The sequence below is a fragment of the Streptomyces sp. NPDC090798 genome (genome assembly GCF_044768965.1).
Classification (GTDB): domain Bacteria; phylum Actinomycetota; class Actinomycetes; order Streptomycetales; family Streptomycetaceae; genus Streptomyces.
Map to the genome: position 1 here is coordinate 43,643 of NZ_JBIVXA010000012.1, position 16,418 is coordinate 60,060.

A 16,418-nucleotide genomic window follows, 5' to 3' on the forward strand; every position below is an offset into this window, starting at 1 on the left:
CGAGGGGTGGCCGCGACCGGGCAATGGCCTCGACGTCTCATCTCCTCTGCGCTACCCCCTGTATTTGCGCTGGAAATCCCTTTACACGCCGTCCCGTAGTGTCCGATGTGCGGCCTGAGCTACAGGTGTGCCGCGCGAAGGAAATTCCTCACGACACCCGGGAATGCGCCATGCCTAGGAGAATCCCCGACACATCCGTTAGTCCGGCATTCCTTTCCAGGCCGGGATGGTGAGGATGTTTCAGACGACGATCGACGAACTGCGCCGGGTGCGCCCGGATCTGGTGGAGCCGTTCACGGCCGCTCTGCCCCGAGCGCAGGCCACCGTGCTTGGCCGGCTGTGGGGTGCCTTCTCACGAGAGCCGCTCCCTGGCGTGACCGGCCGGCAGAGGGAAGGGGACACACTGGTGGTCTCTCTGCGGCAGGGTGACCGGCTCGTGGCGGCGGACGCGTGTGCCCAGCGGTTCGCCCAGGTGCCCGAGGACTTCACCGTGGTCGGACCCGACGGGCCGGTACACGGGCCCGCGGAACTCCTCGCGGAACTGCGGTTGCCCACCTCAGCCGCAAGCCGACTGGCGGCCGAGCTCGACAACAGCGTGGTCAACCTCGCCCTGGCCCGCGCCTCGAACGCCCAAGGCCCCGGTCAGCTGAGCGATTCGGCCGATGCGGAGCAGGCGGTGGTCGACGGCCATCCGCAGCACCCGTGCTGCCGTACCCGTACCGGCATGTCCGTCGCCGATGTGCTCGCCTACGCGCCCGAACACCACCCGGTGATCCAGCTGGCCCTGCTCGCCGTCCCGGCCGAACGCTGGCAGGGCGCCGGCACATGGCCGGAGGAGCTGCGTGACGGCGACACGATCCTCGTGCCGGTTCATCCCTGGCAGCGGGACCACGTCCTGGTGCACCACCCCGACCTCGCCGTGGCACAGCGGACGATCCCGGCCAGGCCGCTGCTGTCGCTACGCACCCTCGCGCCTGTGGCTGACTTGGCGGGCTGTCACATCAAGACCGCGCTCGACGTACAGGTCACCAACTACCTGCGCACCATCTCACCGGTTGAGGTCGCCGACGGCCCACTCCTGTCGGACCTGGTCTCGGCGGTTGTCGACAAGGCTGGGTTCGGTGAGAGCCTGCAAATCCTGCGCGAGCTGGGCGGCGGCGCCGTGCGGGTGGGCGGACAGGCATCCGCGAGCCTGGCTGCGATGCTCAGGGAATCCACGGAGTCCCACCTCGACACCGGAGAGATCGCTGTCCCGCTGACAGCGGTGCACGCAACCGACGCCACCATGGTGGCAGGTGATCCGATGCACTGGCTCGCGGACTTCGCCGGGCTCGTGCTGCCGCCCGCGCTGACACTGCTGTCCATGGGAGTGGCGCTGGAGGCCCACGGCCAGAACACTCTGGTCGTATTGCGGGACGGGCGGCCGGTGCGGGTGCTGTACCGGGACCTGGACGGGGTGCGGGTCAGTCCCCGCAGGCTGGCTGCGTGGGGATTCACCCTCCCGCCGCTGGCCGGCTCCCGTGCCGGTGACGATCTGGACGCGCTGCGCGCCAAGCTGTTCGGAGGACTGCTCAGCGGGGTGTTCAGCGAACTCGTCGACGTCCTCTCCCGCACCCGCGCCGTCGATCCCTGGGCGTTGTGGGAGACGGTGGCCGAGGTCGGCCGCCGCGTGTACGCCGATCTACCGGACGACGGGGACGCGGCCGCCTTCTTCGGCGCCACGCTGCCGCTGAAGGCGACCATCGCGATGCGTCTGGCCGACGACCCCGGCAAGGCGCGGTGGACTGCTGTTGCCAATCCCCTCGCGCGGTGCCGCTGAACTCCACCGGGGCCGGACACGGCCACGCCCGGCGGTCGCCATGACCGCCCGACGGCCGGCCCGACTGACGACTGCTGCACGACTTCTGACGCACTGGAGCCACCGCATGACCACCTCTGCCACTGTCACATCCACGTTCACGACCATCGCCGCATCGACCGGTCAGCCTGCGCAGTCCGCCGACGCCGTCACTGCCCACACACTGCTCAACTGCCTGATCCGAGAGGTGTCCGCCCCCGAACACCAAGTAACCGTGGACGACGACCACCTCCTGCTGCGCTTGCCCCGCTGTGACCTCCTGTTGCGCGTCCGGCTGCGCCGGGCCTCGGTCATCGGTGCACACCGCTTCCAAGGCCCGGTCCAACGGCTCGACGACGCCACCTGGGTCACAATTGGCTGGCGGGAACTGGCCGGCTACGTCCAGGACGAACTGGAGCTGCGTACCGGCAAGGCCAACGACGAATTCCTGGACCAGGTCGCCGACAGCCGTGAGACCATCCGCACCGCTCTGGAACACCGGGCCCACGCGGAGCCGGAGACGGACCTCTACCTGGCTTCGGAACAGGCACTGGTGTTCGGCCATCGCTTCCACCCCACGCCCAAGGCCCGCACCGGGGAGCCGGCGGACTGGCTGGCGTACGGGCCGGAAACGGGAGCCCGCTTCCGCCTGCGTTATCTGGCGGTACGCCGCCATCTGGTGCGGGAGGAGGGGGACCTGCGCGAGCTCGACGCGCTGTGTCCGCCGGCCGACCCGGGATTCGTGACGCTGCCCGTGCACCCCTGGCAGTTCCGTCTCCTGCGCGACAACCACCGCCTGCGTGCGGCGATGGTCGCAGGCGAGATCGGGGACATCGGCGTGAGCGGGCCTGAGCTGGTACCGACAGCATCGGTACGCACCCTCTACCAGCCGGACGCCGACACCTTCCTGAAGTTCAGCCTGAACGTCCGCCTCACCAACTGCGTCCGCAAGCACGCCAGTTACGAGCTGACCGGTGCCGTCGCCCTGAACCGGCTGGTCCAGCCCATCATGGCCACTCTCGCCGAACGCTTCCCCGGATGCGCTCTGCTTGCCGAACCCGGCTACCGCACCCTCGACGCCGACGACACCGCCCTGCTCGAGGGCCTCGGCGTCATCGTCCGCTCCGGCCTGGGCCCCCACCTGCGTCCCGGGGTGACACCCTTGCTCGCCGCCGCGATCGCCGACGAGTACCCCACCAGCAGAGCTCACGTCTCCCATCTGCTCGCCCGCGGCGACGGGGACGTCCTGGCCTGGTGGGACGCGTACGTGCGGCTGCTGCTGCCGCCAGTGCTGGCCGCCTACTTCGAACACGGCGTCGTCCTGGAACCCCATCTGCAGAACGTCGTCGTCGGTGTCAACGCCGACGGCATGCCCGTGCAGATACTCTTCCGCGACCTGGAAGGCACCAAGCTCCTGCCCCGCCACCACCAGCACATCCTCGACGGTCTGCCCGAGGACGTCCGCGGGCCTCTCACCTACGACGCCGAACGCGGCTGGAACCGGGTCGCGTACTGCCTGCTGGTCAACCATGTCGCCGAGCTGCTCGGCACCCTCGCCGACCTCGAGCCGGCCCTGGAGCCGGCCCTGTGGGGTCTGGTCCGCGACTGCCTCGACGCCTACGCCCGCTTCGCTGCCCAACCGCCACGCCTGCGTGCCCTGCTCTCCGGCGTCCCCCTGCCCGCCAAGGCCAACCTCCTCCTGCGCTGGGCCCGTCAGGCCGACCGGCACGCCACCTACGTCGCCCTGCCCAGCCCGCTCGGTACGCACTTCCCCCGCGAGGTGACCTTGTGAGACCCGCGCTGCTCCACCACATCCACCAGGTGGCCGACGACGACCTGCCCGCCTACGTCTACGATCTGCCCGGCCTGCGCGAGCACGCACGCGCGGTCCGGGCCGCGCTGCCGGACCGCGTCGAGCTGCTGTACGCGGCGAAGGCCAACTCCGACCCACGGTTGCTACAGGCCCTGGCCGGACACGTCGACGGGTTCGAGGTCGCCTCCGGCGGCGAACTCGGCCACGTCCGCGGCCTCTTCCCCGATGCGCCGATCGCCTTCGGCGGCCCCGGCAAGACCCCGGCCGAGCTGGACCAGGCCCTGGACGCGGGCGTACATCGCCTGCACATCGAAAGCGAACACGAGCTGCGCGTCCTTTCGGCCGTGCTGGGCGACCGCACCGCCGACGTCCTGCTGCGCGTCAACGTACCCGTCGTCCTGCACTCGGTCGCACTTGCCATGGGCGGCAAACCCAGCCCCTTCGGCCTGGATCCCGCACAGCTGGACACGTGCCTGGACATCGTCGCCTCCGACCAGCGCATCCGGCTGCGCGGCCTCCACGTCCACCTGGCCAGCGGACTCAAGGCCGCCGCCCAACTCGCCCTGGCCGACGAGGTCCTGGCCTGGGCAGGCCACTGGGCTCACCAAAGAGGGATCGACCTGGCCGAGGTCAACATCGGCGGCGGGATGGGCGTCGACTACGCCCGCCCACACATGGTGTTCGACTGGCCCGCCTTCGGCGCCGGGCTGCGCCGGATTCTGGCCCGCCACCCGCACCTCACCCTGCGGATCGAACCCGGTCGTTCGGTCACCGCCTACTGCGGCTGGTACGTCACCCAGGTCCTGGACGTCAAGTTCAGTCGCGGCCAGGCGTTCGCCATCCTGCGCGGAGGCACCCACCATCTGCGCACACCCGCGGCGAAACAGCACGACCAGCCCTTCGAAGTCATCCCTGACGACTCCTGGCACCGGCCCTGGAACCGCCCCGAGGTGCGTGACGAGCCGGTGACGCTGGTGGGGCAACTCTGCACACCGAAAGACATCCTGGCCCGCCGGGTCATGGTCGACCGGTTGCGTGTCGGCGACCGGGTCGCGTTCGCCATGGCCGGCGCCTACGCGTGGAACATCTCCCACCACGAGTTCCTCATGCACCCCCACCCGACCTTCCACCACGTCGACGATGTGGAGGTGCCCGTCCCGGACACGTACGCCTGCCGGACGTCTTGAGCATGTACCGCCGTGTGCGCGCGCCCCGCAGAGGGAGGGCCTCGAGCGTGGTGCTCGCCACGCTCACCGTCCGGGCCTTCCGCCGCTACCTGCTCGGCCAACTGACCTCCAACATCGGCACCTGGATGCAGCGTGCCGCCCAGGATCTGCTGGTACTGCATCTCACCGGAAACAGCGGGAGCGCGGTCGGCATCGTGACCGCACTGCAGTTCCTGCCCCAGACCCTGTTCGGCCTGACAGGGGGAGTCCTCGCCGACCGCTTCCCCAAACGCCGGCTGCTGCTGATCACGCAGACCGCCATGGCAGTGCAGTCCCTGCTGCTCGGATACCTGACCATCACCGGCGCGGTGAACCTGTCGTCCCTCTACACCCTGGCCTTCGCCCTCGGCACCGCCACCGCCGTGGACACTCCCGCCCGCAACGCCTACATCTCCGAACTGGTCACCCGCGAGCGAGTGGCGGCCGCGGTCGGCCTGAACTCCGCCCAGTTCAACGTCGCCCGCATCCTCGGCCCCGCCATCGCGGGCCTGACCGTCGCCGCCGTCGGCACCGGCCCCGTGTTCCTCATCAACACCGCCTCATACCTGGCTGTCCTGTACGGGCTGATCACCATCCCCCCCGACGAACCCCGCAAACCCAGTCGGCCCCAGCACGGCGGTACGCGACTGACCGACGCCTTCCGCCACATCACCGCCACCCCGGAACTGCTCCTGCCCATCACGGTCATCGGCTTCGTCGGCACCTTCGGACTCAACTTCCAGGTCACCATCTCCCTCGTGGCGATCACGGTCTTCCACTCCGGCGCAGCCGCCTTCGGCTACCTCTCAGCCGCCTACGCCGCGGGCAGCCTCATCGGCGCGATTCTCGGGGCCCATTGCGGGCAGCCCCCCACCGCACGACGTCTCGTCACCGCAACGGTCGTCTTCGGGGTTCTGGAAGCCGCGCTGGGCCTGATGCCCGGCTACGGCACGTTCATGGCCTTGCTGATCCCGACCGGCTTCGCCTCGGTGACCGTCACCACGACCGCCAACGCACTGACCCAGCTTCATGCCGACCCGCGCCTGCGCGGCCGCGTCCTGTCCGCCTACTTCCTTGTCCTCCTCGGCGGGACACCCCTCGGCGCCCCCCTGGTCGGCCTCGCCTCGGACACTCTCGGCGCCCGTTCCAGCCTGATCCTCGGCGGCATGATCTCGGCATTCTCGGCGCTTGCTCTCTCAGCGTTGGTCACCAGGCATCGGCTGCCGCACCGGCCAAAGAACACGACTGCCCTGGCCGGTTCACCACTCACCGACACATCTGCCCCTCTGGCCGCCACCTCCAGCAAGACGCCGACCAGACGGTCCACGCCCTGAGCACGCCACAGCCAGCAGTACGGGCTGGTGACACGTCCTCGGCCCGGCCACCATGCGAGTGGTGGCCGAGCCGAAGCATTTGTTCGGGCCCGTCGCGGGTCACGAGGGGGGACATCCTCCTCGACGGGAAACCCGCTCCCTCGTGCACCGCGAGGACTCGTCGGCCAACCGGCGTTGTCGCGAAGGCGTTTGACAAACCACCACGAATTGCCGGGCTAGCGCCAGTTGGCAAGGGGGGCACCGTGTCGGCAGAGGCGGAGGCACACGGGACGGGCCCTCCACCTTGATCGTGGACACCTCGACACTGGATCTTGAGTCCAGGGAGAGGAGTACCAGGTGGGGACCCACAAGTACTCGACGGAGTTCCGGGCCGACGCGGTGGCGTTGGCCCGTTCGTCGGGCCGGCCCGTCTCGCGTATCGCCGCCGAGCTGGGTGTGAACCACGAGACACCGCGGCAGTGGATCAAGACGGCGGAGAAGGCCGAGCGGCCCGAGGCAGTTGCGGCGTCGGCGAAGCACGCGGAGATCGAAGCCTTGCGCGAGCAGGCGCGCGAGCTGGAGATGGAACGTGACATTCCGCGCCGGGCGGCCAAGTATTTTGCGGGCGAGACGAACTGGTGAGCCGCTTCGAGTTCGTTGCCGGCCACCGCGGCGCCTTCGGCGTGAAGCGGCTGTGCACCGTGTTGAATTTGTCGAGGTCCGGGTTCTACGGGTGGCTGAAGACCGCCCCGGCCCGCGCCGCGAAGCAGGACGCGGACGCTGCACTCACCCGGCGCATACGCAAGGTCCACGCGGAGTCCGGAGAGACGTACGGGGCCAAGCGGATCACCGCCGAGCCTCGCGCGGGCGGTGTGGTCGTCAACCGCAAACGCGTCGAACGGCTCATGCGCCAACACGCTATCCAGGGGCGGAGGCTGAAGCGTCGACACCGAACCACCATTCCGGACCCCGCCGCCCAGACGGTGCCCGATCTGCCGCGGCGCAACTTCACCGCATCCGCCCCCAACCGGGCCTGGGTCGGCGACATCACCTATCTGCCCATCGCCGGCGGGAAGTTCCTGTATCTGGCCACCGTCAGCGACGTGTACTCCCGTCGCCTACTGGGCTGGTCGATGGCTGATCACATGCGGGCCGAACTCGTCACCGACGCGCTCAAGACGGCCGTCCGCACTCGCGGCGGCCGGGTGGACGACGTCATCTTCCACAGCGATCACGGGGCTCAATACGGGTCGAAGGCGTTCGCCGACGCCTGCCACCGGGCCGGGATCCGCCGGTCCATGGGAGCGGTCGGCACCTCGGCGGACAACGCCGCCGCGGAGTCGTTCTTCGCCTCGCTCAAGCGGGAGATCCTGCCCGACCAGCGCAGCTGGCCGACCGAACCAGCCGCCCGGCTCGCAGTCTTCCGCTGGCTCGGCTTCTACAACCACCGGCGCAAGCACTCCACGATCGGCTACCTCGCGCCGGTCGTCTTCGAGCAGAGATCAACTACGCTGGCCATCGCTGCATGACAACCGGTGTCCACGACCAAGGTGGAAGCCCCGCGCCGCTGACTGACTCCCAGTGGGCACGGATCGCGCCCGTATCACCCGGCCGGGCGCCAGGGCGGGGTGCGGGCAGTAGCGGGGTCAACGTGATCACGTTCAAGTACCGACCCGGCCTGCTCTGCCGACCCAGACTGACACCGACCCAGACTGACACCGAAGGCGACCTCGGCTGGGTCGTCGCGGTGGGTTCCGCTGTCGCCTGCGCTCACGAGCACACCGCCGGGCCCGTCAAAAGCAGCGCCGACCCTGCAGCCCACCGCGCGTTCACCAGCGCCGGGTCGAGTTGTCGAGGTTGCCCCTGAAGTGCACCAACAGAACCAGGGGCACTCCGCCCTCGCCGACCTCACCGTGTGCGTACTCGATTCTGTTGGCGGCGGTCACTCTTCTGGTCGGCGCCTGGGCGTAGTTCAGCACCATCGGAGCTGTCGCTTCCATTGGATCCACCTCTCGCAGCGCTCACCACAGCGACCGTTCAGCTGTCCGGCTTGTCGCGGGCACCAGTTCTGAGATCAGCGTCGATGATCAATCAGCCGCTTGTCTCTCCCATGAATGAGTGATGGAGGGTTCTCCGGACCGCGTGCTCGTGAGAACCGCGAATCCTCTTCCGACGCCACGAGAGCCTTGCGCTCGGGGCACCCTCACACGCTGTCATGCGCGTCCGATCTTCGGTAGCGCGGCCGCGACGTGCCATCCGGCTCGTATCCCCTGGGAAGGATCAGGACCATGCGGGCACCACGATTCCCGGTCCGAGGTGATTCAGCGGTGAGCCTTCCCCCGTGGGCGGTCGCGATGTCGCGGGCGATGGCGAGGCCAAGACCTGTGCCGCCTTCGCTTCGGGTACGGGCGTTGTCCAGACGCGTGAAGCGGTCGAAGACCCGCTCACGGTCGGGTTCGGGGATGCCCGGACCGTCGTCGCCGACCTCGACGACCAACTCGTGCTCGGTGTGGCGCACTTCCACGGTCACGGTGCTGTGTGCGTGGCGCAGCGCGTTGTCGAGGAGGTTCGTGAAAAGGCGGGCGAGTGCCGTACGGCTGCCCGGGATCGCCTCGTCGGGGGCGGGGGCCGCGACGAGGACGACCGGCTGGTGGGGATAGCGCTCGGCGATGGTATGCCGCAGGAGGTCTGTCAGGCACAGAGGTTGGAATCTCAGGGGTTGGCGGGCGTCCAGGCGGGCGAGGAGCAGCAGGTCGGCGACGATGTCCTCAAGACGTGTGGTGTCACGCAGGGCTTCGTCGCCGACAGCGGTCCATTCAGCCAGGTCGGGGCGGGCCAGGGCCAGTTCGAGACGGGCCTTCAGGGTGGTGAGGGGGCCACGCAGTTCGTGCGAGGCGTCCGAGGTGAAGGTCCGCAGGCGGCCGACGGCGCGCTGGAGTTGATCGAGAGTGGCGTTCATCGTCTCTGCCAGCAGCGCGACTTCGTCGTCGGAGTCGGGGACGGGGACGCGCTGTTGAAGACTGTGGGCGGTGATGTCGGCGAACTCGGCACGGATGTTCGCCACCGGTCGCAGCGCCCGGCCCATGGCGTACCAGGTCAGGTAGGCGACCAGCAGGACCAGCAGGGCGGTACTGGGGACCAGGGCCCAGGTCAGAGTGATGACGGTGGTATGCGCGGGAGCACGGTCCGGAAAGGCCTGTACCAGCATCGTCCCCGTAGGCGTGTCCACAGTGGCACTTGCACCCTGGTCCGCTGATGCGGTGGACGATGAGCCGGCGGGGCGCGGAGTGTCCACGATGATGTCCGGCAGAGCGTCCTGAACGTCGGACGGGGGCATCCCTGAGCCGAGTTGGTGGGCTGCTCTATCGACGTGGTCGCGGGCCGTGTTCTGGGCGGAGGTGACCAGGTTGGTGTGGACGGCGTAGAGCAGGACCACCGAGCAGGCGGCGAGGGCGAGGCTGGCGACGAGTGCGACGGCGGCGGTGGCACGGACGCGCACGGTCTGCGGCCGCAGCCACAGGCGTCGGCGGTGTCCACGGTCAGGCTCCGTCGGAGCGGAGTCGGTAGGCCCCGCCGGGCACGGTTTCGATGCTGGCCCGGCCGAAGGGCCGGTCGATTTTCCGGCGAAGAGCACTGACGTAGACCTCCACGATGTTGGGGCCGCCCTCGTATGCGCTGTCCCAGACTCGGTCCAGGATGGCGGCCTTGCTGGTGGCGATATTCGGCGTTGCCGCGAGCAGCGTCAGGACGTCGAACTCCCGAGGAGTGAGGGCGATGTCCGTACCCGCGCGGCGGCAGCGGCGGGCTCCTGTGTCGATCTCCAGGTCCCCGAAGTGCTGGACGATCTGCCGCTCCGGGCGCGCGCGGCGCATCAGGGCATGGAGCCGAGCGGTGAGGACGACGAAGGAGAAGGGCTTCGTCAGGTAGTCGTCGGCCCCGGTTTCCAGTCCTTCCGCTTCGTCGTACTCACCGTCTTTCGCCGTCAGCATCAGGATCGGGGTGTTGTCGCCGATCGACCGCAGGTGGGCACACACCTTGTAGCCGTTGAGGCCGGGCATCATGACATCGAGAATGATCACGTCGTAGTTGTCGGCCGCTGCCTTGGCGAGACCATCAAGGCCGTCACTCGCGGCGTCCACCGCGAAACCCTCTGCTCGTAGGCCCTGTTGGAGCAGCTCCACTAGACGGGCATCATCGTCCATCACCAGTACACGCATGCCGTCCACCTTGCCTGATCGTTCACCTCAAGTGCTGAAGAGGATCTTCAGGACGTTCAGCGGCCCTTCAGCCGGCGGATCGAACTGCCTGCGCGACCGGCGGGCAGAGGCGGCAGTCTTCTCCGCCCGGTCCGACAGCAACTTCAGCGGTGACCCCCATCATCTACCGGCTCACTTCCTGCCCGGGGCGCTGCCCAAGCTGGACGCGCGCGTACGTCGACGAACTCTGCGACCGCTCCGGCGGCCCTCGGTTCAGTCCGAAGTTCGCGGGGGCCGCGGATTCCGACCCGACAACTCGGCTTCCCTTGCGTGGAGTGCGTTCGCCAACTGCACCCGCGAGTAAATGCCCAGCTTGGCGAAGACCGAGCGGACGTGCGTGCCGATCGTCCACTGAGCCCAACTCGCCGCAGGTCAGCACCAGATCGATGCTGTGGCCGATGGTCTCGCCGTTGTCGTAGGCATGCGCCAACGCCTCCTGGTACTCGGGCGCCACCCCGAACGGAGCCGGCGGGGCGGTGCGACGAGTTCCACGCCCTTCAGTCCAGCGAGAGACGAGCATTTGGGCCACCTTGCCGCCCGTGGAGTGGCCCACCACGACGTATTCGCTGTAGCCGAGTTCGTCGATCACGCGCTCGGCTCGTCGGCGAGCTGCTCGATGCCGTAAGGGGCCAGGCACCTGGCCGGACCCATCCCAGCCGCGGTGGTCGCACGACGAACGCCCCTGTGGCCGAGGTGTTCGATGCCCGGTCGCCAGGTGTGGTGCGAGCCATCCCAGTGGTGGACGAAAACCAGGGCCGGGCGCCGGTTACTGAGGGGGTGGCCGGGCGCCGGGGAGCCCGGCCACCCACGGACGCTCAGGCGGCGGTACCGAGGGGGTTGAGGATGGCCATGCGCCAGCCGCCGTCCTGACCACGGCGGGCGACATGGGCAGAGGTGCCGGTGGCCTTCTTCCGGTTGCCGTCGGGACCGGTGACCTCGAGGGTCCACTCCTCGCTGATAAACGCGATGTCGTCGCCAGCCACGACGCGCGACGGGCCGTTGCACAGCTGGGCGTTGCCGGCGATCGACCCGGCCGCGTAGTCGCGCAGCGTCTGACGGGTGACGGTCTCACCGGTAACAGTACGCATGACGACACCGGGAGCGAGCAGGCTCAGGACCTCGTCAAGCTTCCCGGAGTTCATGGCCTTCTCGAAGGCCGGGGGGAGCTGCACCGGGTCGGTAATGGGAGTCGGCATGGTCGTTCCTTCCAGAATTGGATCTTGTGCGGAACGTTGAAACGACGGGTGCTGAGACCCGCGTGTGAAGGTCCGCCAGGACGCCCCTCGAGCAGCGGCGCCGTACGGACCGCCGCCGCAGGTTCCACGCATGGGGAGGGGCCGCGGGACCGTCAGGCGTGCCGGCGAAGGAAGTCGGCCAACGCCAGGTTGACACGGTCGGGATGAGTGAGGTTCGGCGTGTGTCCGGCCCCGGTCACGGTGACCAGCTCCTGGGCACCGGGGATCTTCCCGGCCAGTGCCTGGCCCAACGGATACGGGATCGGCTGGTCCGCGTCGCCATGGACGACCAAGACCGGCACCGTGATCTCACCGAGTCGGCCGGTGATGTCATCCACCCCCATCAGCACCTGCACCGCGTCGGCGAGCCGTTCACGCGGCTGCGTCCTCCACTTCGCCAGCCACTCATCGTGGATCGCGGGCTGTCCCAGCAGTATCCCCAGCAATACCGGGGCCACTGCCTCCGGACCCGCGCCGCGGAGTCCCTCCGACACACCACGCATCTGCGCCAGCGCCTCGACCGGCCAGGCGACCGACGTCGTGTCGATGAGCACCAGGGACTTGACCCGTTCAGGCGCCACCAAGGCGGCCCGCATCGACAGAAAGCCACCCTGCGAATGCCCCACCAGCGTCGCCTGCCGCACGCCCAGGTGATCCAGCAGCCCGATCAAGTCGGCAGCCGAATCCCAGTAGGTGTAGGCCTTACCGTCGTCCTCGGTCCGGCCGTGCAGCCGCTCGTCCCACACGACGACCCGAAAGTCCCCGGCCAGGGCCTGAACCTGATGCACCCACATGTCACGGTCCATGAGGTTGCCGTGGCTGAAGACCACGACCGGGCCGTCACCGCCACTGTCCTCGAAGTACAGGCGGGCACCATTGACATCTGCATACGGCATGGTTGTTTTCTCCCTACTTCCCGGCCTCACCAGGCAGTCAGGCTTGACCGGACGCGGATAACGCGCTGACTGCTTGCCTAAACGATGCGCGGTGCGTGCGGCGCAGGCGAGGTATGCAAGAGACGCGCCATGGTCGAAAATGGACTCGCCGATCCACTCAAGGCGTGCGCCTCGAAGAGCCCGGGCTCGGCGCAGTCTCCGCCCCACGGCCCAGATGCCTCTGGCTGTCCGAGAGGTCGGGGCTGTCAGCGCTGGGTGGCGCGGAATGCCCCGGGAGTGGCACCCACCGTCCGCTCGAAGAACTTCCCGAAGTTGGTGGGCTCCGTGAAGCCCAGCATGCGCCCGACGGACGCGACAGGAAGGCCGGTATGTACCAGCAGTCGCTTGGCCTCCAGGGCGACACGGTCGTCGATGAGATCCTTCGCGGTATGGCCCGTAGCGGCCAGACAGGCTCGCGTGAGCGTCCGCGGGGAGTAACCGAGGTGCGCGGCATACTCGGCAGCACGGCGCCTCGTGGCGAACGCGCGTTCCAGCTCGCCACGGAAGACCCGGAACGCCTCGCCCCCCGCCGCGGGATTCCATTCACCAGGATGCGGCAGCCGGGCCATGCGTACCAGCAGCGCGGCAAGAAGCTGCCGCAGCAGCTCCACAGTGAGTTCCGCCTGCGAAGCGTCGCGTTCGGCCAGCGTGGCGTATTCCGCCGCTATCTCGGCCACCGCCGCCGACATGGCCCGGTACTCCACCGCGGACAGTGAGAAAGCGGCAGGACTGAGCCCCTCGTCGATGACGGCTGCGCTGGCAGGCACCGGCGGTGGAAAGGCAGGCGTGAACACCACCAAGGTCGCATCGAGATCCGCAATGCCCCCCTGAGGATCCGCGGGGAAACGCTGCACCTGACCAGGACGCAAATGCAGCAGAGTCCCCGGAGCGCACGGGTAATCGACGAAGTCGATCAACGCGGTACCCTCACCGCGGGTGACCAGGGTCAGCTGATGGAAGTCCGGACGACTGGGCGCCGCCGCGACAGACGGCAACAGCCGCTCACGCAGCGTCGCGAAGGATAAAACCTCCAGCCCCAGCCGGGGCTGGTCCGGATTGAAATAGCTGACGTCGACAACATCCGGGCTTCCCATACCAGCCATCCACCCATGATCGCAGCTACCGCTGACCACACCAGCAACGAGCCTCCTTCGTCTTGAAGCCACTGACCACGAGGGCCAGCGCAAGCAAGGAGGCGGGTCTGATGCAGGCTTGGGTGACAGGTCAGGTTCGGTCACGCGGCCTGGGGGCCGGTGTGGTCATGACGGTCTCGAATTCGATGGGGGTCAGCCGGCCGAGCGAGGCTTGTCGGCGACGTCGGTGGTAGGTCCGTTCGATACCTCCGACATCGGTGAGCTGCGCGAACTCCTCGACGTCTCCAGCCGCTCGATCGCCGCGTTCGTCGACGACACCATCGCGGCCCTCACCGAGCTCATCGCCGAACAACGAGATGAGCTGGCCCAGGGCACCCACGCCGAACGATGTGAGACCGTGGGCCTGCTCCTGTACGGCGAGCCGATTCCGAAGGCCCGCGCCGAACAGCGTTCGGCTACCGCCTGGCGGGGCTCCCTACCGCAGTGATCGTTTGGACCGAGGCGGTCCAGGCAGACCCCGCCACCCATCGCTCCCGCAAGGTCCACGCCTGGCTGGCCGCCCACCCTGACCGGATCGAGCTGCACTTCCTGCCGCCCTGCTCATCCGAACTGAACCCCGACAAGCTGGTCAACTCGCCGACCTCAAGCAGAGTCTGCCGATGCACAGCCGGGCCCGCGCCTAAGCCCAACTCGCTGCCCAAACCTGCATGTCCTTCCATCGCCGCCAGCGCCAACCACGCATCGCCCGCGGCTACTTCGGCGGCCCGCACGTCCGCTACGCCCCCGAATAGAACCCATTGTTTTTCGGATCAATAGGTCGCTGCGGTGTTATTCCTCAAAGGTCGCTTTCTCCCGTTGTTCCATCCCCGCATCGGTGTTTGATTCCTGGATGAAGACACAGGAGAACACGATCTCATATTGAGCGTCCAGCCCGATTTTACGGCGGTAAGTCCAGGTATTTCAGTCCCAATGTCCGAAGGTCGGAGGGTCAGGAAGGTCGACGGACTCTGTGACCGCGCAGTCCGGCCTTCGCCGTCAGGCTGCCTGGTGCTGGAAGGTGCGGCGATAGGCCGTGGGGGTATTGCCGACGGTGTCACGGAAGCGGGCGCGCATGTTGGCGCCGCTGCCGAGGCCGCACCGGACGGCGATCTGCTCCACCTGGAGGTCGGTGGCCTCCAGGAGTTCTCGCGCGCGGTTGATGCGGGCGGTCAGGAGCCATTGGTGGGGGCTGACGCCGGTTTCCTGGCGCCATAGGCGGGTCAGGGTGCGTGGGGAGACGCCGGCATGGTCGGCGAGGTGGGGGATGGTGAGGTCTTCTTCGAGGTGGAGCAGGGCCCATTCACGAGTGTCGGCGAGCGTGGTGGCCTGGGGGGTGGGGAGGGTCCTGTTGATGTACTGGGCCTGTCCGCCGTCGCGGTGTGGGGCGGCGACGATGTCCCTGGCGATGTCGTTCGCGACGGCTGCGCCGAGGTCTTTGCGGACCAGGTGCAGACACAGGTCGATGCCGGCCGTGAAGCCCGCGGAGGTCAGGATGGTGTCGTTGTCGATGTAGAGGACGTTGCGGTCGACGCGCAGCCGGGGGTAGAGCTCTTCGAGGTCATCCGCCTTGGCCCAGTGGGTGGTGACGGTGCGGCCGTCGAGCAGTCCGGCCGAGGCGACGGCGAAGGCGCCGGTGCAGATGGAAGCGATGCGTATCCCGGCGCGGCCGGCGAGCTTGAGAGCGGCCCTCACCCGTGGGCGCGGAGGGCGCCGGAAGTCCTCGAAGCCCGGGACGATGATCGTGTCCGCTTCGGCGAGCGCCTCCAGACCCGCGGTCAGTCCGAGGGTGAAACCGGCGCTCGTGGTCACGGTCTCCTCGGTGTCGCCGCACACGGTGAGCTCGTAGGGGGTGTTCGGACGGGCGTTGAAGATCTGCGTGGGGATCCCCAGATCCATGGGCAGCACGCCGTCGACCGCCAGGACCATCACCCGATGCTTGTTCATGGCCGCAATATTACGTCCGGCACCAATGTCGCAGGGAGGGCCAGGGAGCCGCCATGCCCTGACCCAGGGATGTTTCCGGGATAAATCCCCTGATCAATCCGCTGATCATGTGGCCGGAAAGCAAGGGCCCATCCGCACCGTTCTGGCTCAAAAGATGCGGGAGGTGGCAGATGAGCCGTGGCCTGGAAGGGACGTTCCGCAGCAGGATCGAAGAGCGAGCGCGGGGCAGCCGACTCCACACACCGGTGGAGCGGTCCGAGAGCCCCGGCCGTGGACAAGGAACGGTAATGACTTCGCAGCATGTGGTGGGCCGCTTCTTCGACGTGCAGGGCGGCCAGGTGTACGCCCACATCCTGGTCGCGCCAGGGCATGGTCCAGGACGTGTCGGCCGACGTCTCAGCCATCGAGGTGCCGGTACTGGTTCTCGCGGGCAGCCACGACAAGGTCGACCCGCCGACCGCGCTCGCCGACCACCTGCTGCCGCTGATCCCGACCGCCACGCTGACCGTCCTGAAGGACACCGGCCACCTCTCGCCCCTTGAGGTGCCCGACCAAGTGGCCGCACACATCGGCGCGTTCGTCGCCCAGCTGTAAGCACAGCACTCCAGCCGCACATCCCCCGTGTGGCGATCGGCTGTCACTCCACGTGCCGTGCAGCCGCACCCCCCATACCCGGCACGCGTGAACGTGCCGCCCGGCCACCGCGCCGATCCGCCCCGGACCGGGGCCTAAATGAAGGAGACACAT

General features: G+C 68.3%; 16 protein-coding genes. 8 read left to right on the forward strand and 8 right to left on the reverse strand.

What is annotated here, in order from left to right:
- Positions 1 to 235 precede the first annotated feature (235 nt).
- From ACIQTP_RS25675 to ACIQTP_RS25695, 5 genes are all read left to right on the forward strand, one after another.
- Positions 236 to 1,819 carry an IucA/IucC family protein gene (locus ACIQTP_RS25675; RefSeq protein ID WP_403403550.1) on the forward strand — a complete coding sequence of 528 codons (1,584 nt, stop codon included), beginning with the start codon at positions 236 to 238 and terminating at the stop codon, positions 1,817 to 1,819.
- A 106-nt stretch (positions 1,820 to 1,925) separates the two neighbouring features.
- A complete protein-coding gene (locus ACIQTP_RS25680; protein ID WP_403403553.1) occupies positions 1,926 to 3,629 on the forward strand; it encodes an IucA/IucC family protein in 1,704 nt (567 codons plus the stop codon).
- A complete protein-coding gene (locus tag ACIQTP_RS25685) occupies positions 3,626 to 4,837 on the forward strand; it encodes a type III PLP-dependent enzyme (protein ID WP_403403556.1) in 1,212 nt (403 codons plus the stop codon). The genes ACIQTP_RS25680 and ACIQTP_RS25685 overlap by 4 nt, the downstream gene beginning before the upstream one ends.
- Positions 4,838 to 4,884: 47 nt before the next feature.
- Positions 4,885 to 6,189: an MFS transporter gene (locus tag ACIQTP_RS25690; RefSeq protein ID WP_403403559.1), complete on the forward strand. Its 1,305-nt coding sequence runs from the start codon at positions 4,885 to 4,887 to the stop codon at positions 6,187 to 6,189.
- A 336-nt stretch (positions 6,190 to 6,525) separates the two neighbouring features.
- Positions 6,526 to 7,697, forward strand: a protein-coding gene (locus ACIQTP_RS25695; protein WP_403403562.1) for an IS3 family transposase whose coding sequence is annotated in 2 segments (ribosomal slippage) — positions 6,526 to 6,790 and positions 6,790 to 7,697 — 1,173 coding nt in all. Because the reading frame shifts where the segments join, the coding sequence is not laid out codon by codon here.
- 300 nt (positions 7,698 to 7,997) lie between these two features.
- Here the strand turns inward: ACIQTP_RS25695 and ACIQTP_RS25700 are convergent.
- From ACIQTP_RS25700 to ACIQTP_RS25730, 7 genes are all read right to left on the reverse strand, one after another.
- Positions 7,998 to 8,168 (reverse strand): hypothetical protein, encoded by a 171-nt coding sequence (locus ACIQTP_RS25700; RefSeq protein ID WP_403403565.1) that lies wholly within the window; start codon positions 8,166 to 8,168, stop codon positions 7,998 to 8,000.
- A 203-nt stretch (positions 8,169 to 8,371) separates the two neighbouring features.
- Complete coding sequence (locus ACIQTP_RS25705) at positions 8,372 to 9,667, reverse strand: sensor histidine kinase (protein WP_403403568.1); 1,296 nt, start codon at positions 9,665 to 9,667, stop codon at positions 8,372 to 8,374.
- Positions 9,668 to 9,707: 40 nt separating this feature from the next.
- Positions 9,708 to 10,385, reverse strand: coding sequence for a response regulator transcription factor (locus ACIQTP_RS25710; RefSeq protein WP_403403570.1), 678 nt, complete (start codon positions 10,383 to 10,385; stop codon positions 9,708 to 9,710).
- A gap of 163 nt (positions 10,386 to 10,548) precedes the next feature.
- Complete coding sequence (locus ACIQTP_RS25715) at positions 10,549 to 11,013, reverse strand: alpha/beta fold hydrolase (protein WP_403403573.1); 465 nt, start codon at positions 11,011 to 11,013, stop codon at positions 10,549 to 10,551.
- A 226-nt stretch (positions 11,014 to 11,239) separates the two neighbouring features.
- Positions 11,240 to 11,620 carry a YybH family protein gene (locus ACIQTP_RS25720; protein WP_403403576.1) on the reverse strand — a complete coding sequence of 127 codons (381 nt, stop codon included), beginning with the start codon at positions 11,618 to 11,620 and terminating at the stop codon, positions 11,240 to 11,242.
- 152 nt (positions 11,621 to 11,772) lie between these two features.
- Positions 11,773 to 12,489, reverse strand: a complete 717-nt coding sequence (locus tag ACIQTP_RS25725; RefSeq protein WP_403403579.1) for an alpha/beta fold hydrolase — start codon at positions 12,487 to 12,489, stop codon at positions 11,773 to 11,775.
- 311 nt (positions 12,490 to 12,800) lie between these two features.
- Positions 12,801 to 13,697, reverse strand: coding sequence for an AraC family transcriptional regulator (locus tag ACIQTP_RS25730; protein WP_403403582.1), 897 nt, complete (start codon positions 13,695 to 13,697; stop codon positions 12,801 to 12,803).
- Positions 13,698 to 13,914: 217 nt separating this feature from the next.
- Here ACIQTP_RS25730 and ACIQTP_RS25735 point away from each other — a divergent pair, with 217 nt between their 5' ends.
- Both ACIQTP_RS25735 and ACIQTP_RS25740 read left to right on the forward strand, forming a co-directional pair.
- A complete protein-coding gene (locus ACIQTP_RS25735) occupies positions 13,915 to 14,175 on the forward strand; it encodes a hypothetical protein (protein WP_403404152.1) in 261 nt (86 codons plus the stop codon).
- The gene (locus ACIQTP_RS25740; RefSeq protein WP_403403585.1) at positions 14,172 to 14,504 is read left to right on the forward strand and encodes a transposase; all 333 of its coding nucleotides are present in this window, start codon (positions 14,172 to 14,174) and stop codon (positions 14,502 to 14,504) included. The genes ACIQTP_RS25735 and ACIQTP_RS25740 overlap by 4 nt, the downstream gene beginning before the upstream one ends.
- Positions 14,505 to 14,723: 219 nt before the next feature.
- Here ACIQTP_RS25740 and ACIQTP_RS25745 read toward each other — a convergent pair whose 3' ends face one another.
- Entirely contained in the window at positions 14,724 to 15,671 is a 948-nt protein-coding gene (locus tag ACIQTP_RS25745) for a GlxA family transcriptional regulator (RefSeq protein ID WP_217556256.1), read from the reverse strand.
- A 381-nt stretch (positions 15,672 to 16,052) separates the two neighbouring features.
- On the opposite strand from ACIQTP_RS25745, the gene ACIQTP_RS25750 reads away from it, so the two are divergent.
- Positions 16,053 to 16,265 (forward strand): alpha/beta fold hydrolase, encoded by a 213-nt coding sequence (locus tag ACIQTP_RS25750; protein WP_403403588.1) that lies wholly within the window; start codon positions 16,053 to 16,055, stop codon positions 16,263 to 16,265.
- Positions 16,266 to 16,418 lie beyond the last annotated feature (153 nt).

What these genes read in the sequence shown, in the direction of transcription:
- ACIQTP_RS25675 (WP_403403550.1), top strand. Translation starts at nt 236, where the DNA reads ATGTTTCAGACGACGATCGACGAACTGCGCCGGGTGCGCCCGGATCTG.
- ACIQTP_RS25680 (WP_403403553.1), top strand. Translation starts at nt 1,926, where the DNA reads ATGACCACCTCTGCCACTGTCACATCCACGTTCACGACCATCGCCGCA.
- ACIQTP_RS25700 (WP_403403565.1), bottom strand. Translation starts at nt 8,168, where the DNA reads ATGGAAGCGACAGCTCCGATGGTGCTGAACTACGCCCAGGCGCCGACC.
- ACIQTP_RS25710 (WP_403403570.1), bottom strand. Translation starts at nt 10,385, where the DNA reads ATGCGTGTACTGGTGATGGACGATGATGCCCGTCTAGTGGAGCTGCTC.
- ACIQTP_RS25720 (WP_403403576.1), bottom strand. Translation starts at nt 11,620, where the DNA reads ATGCCGACTCCCATTACCGACCCGGTGCAGCTCCCCCCGGCCTTCGAG.
- ACIQTP_RS25730 (WP_403403582.1), bottom strand. Translation starts at nt 13,697, where the DNA reads ATGGCTGGTATGGGAAGCCCGGATGTTGTCGACGTCAGCTATTTCAAT.
- ACIQTP_RS25745 (WP_217556256.1), bottom strand. Translation starts at nt 15,671, where the DNA reads ATGAACAAGCATCGGGTGATGGTCCTGGCGGTCGACGGCGTGCTGCCC.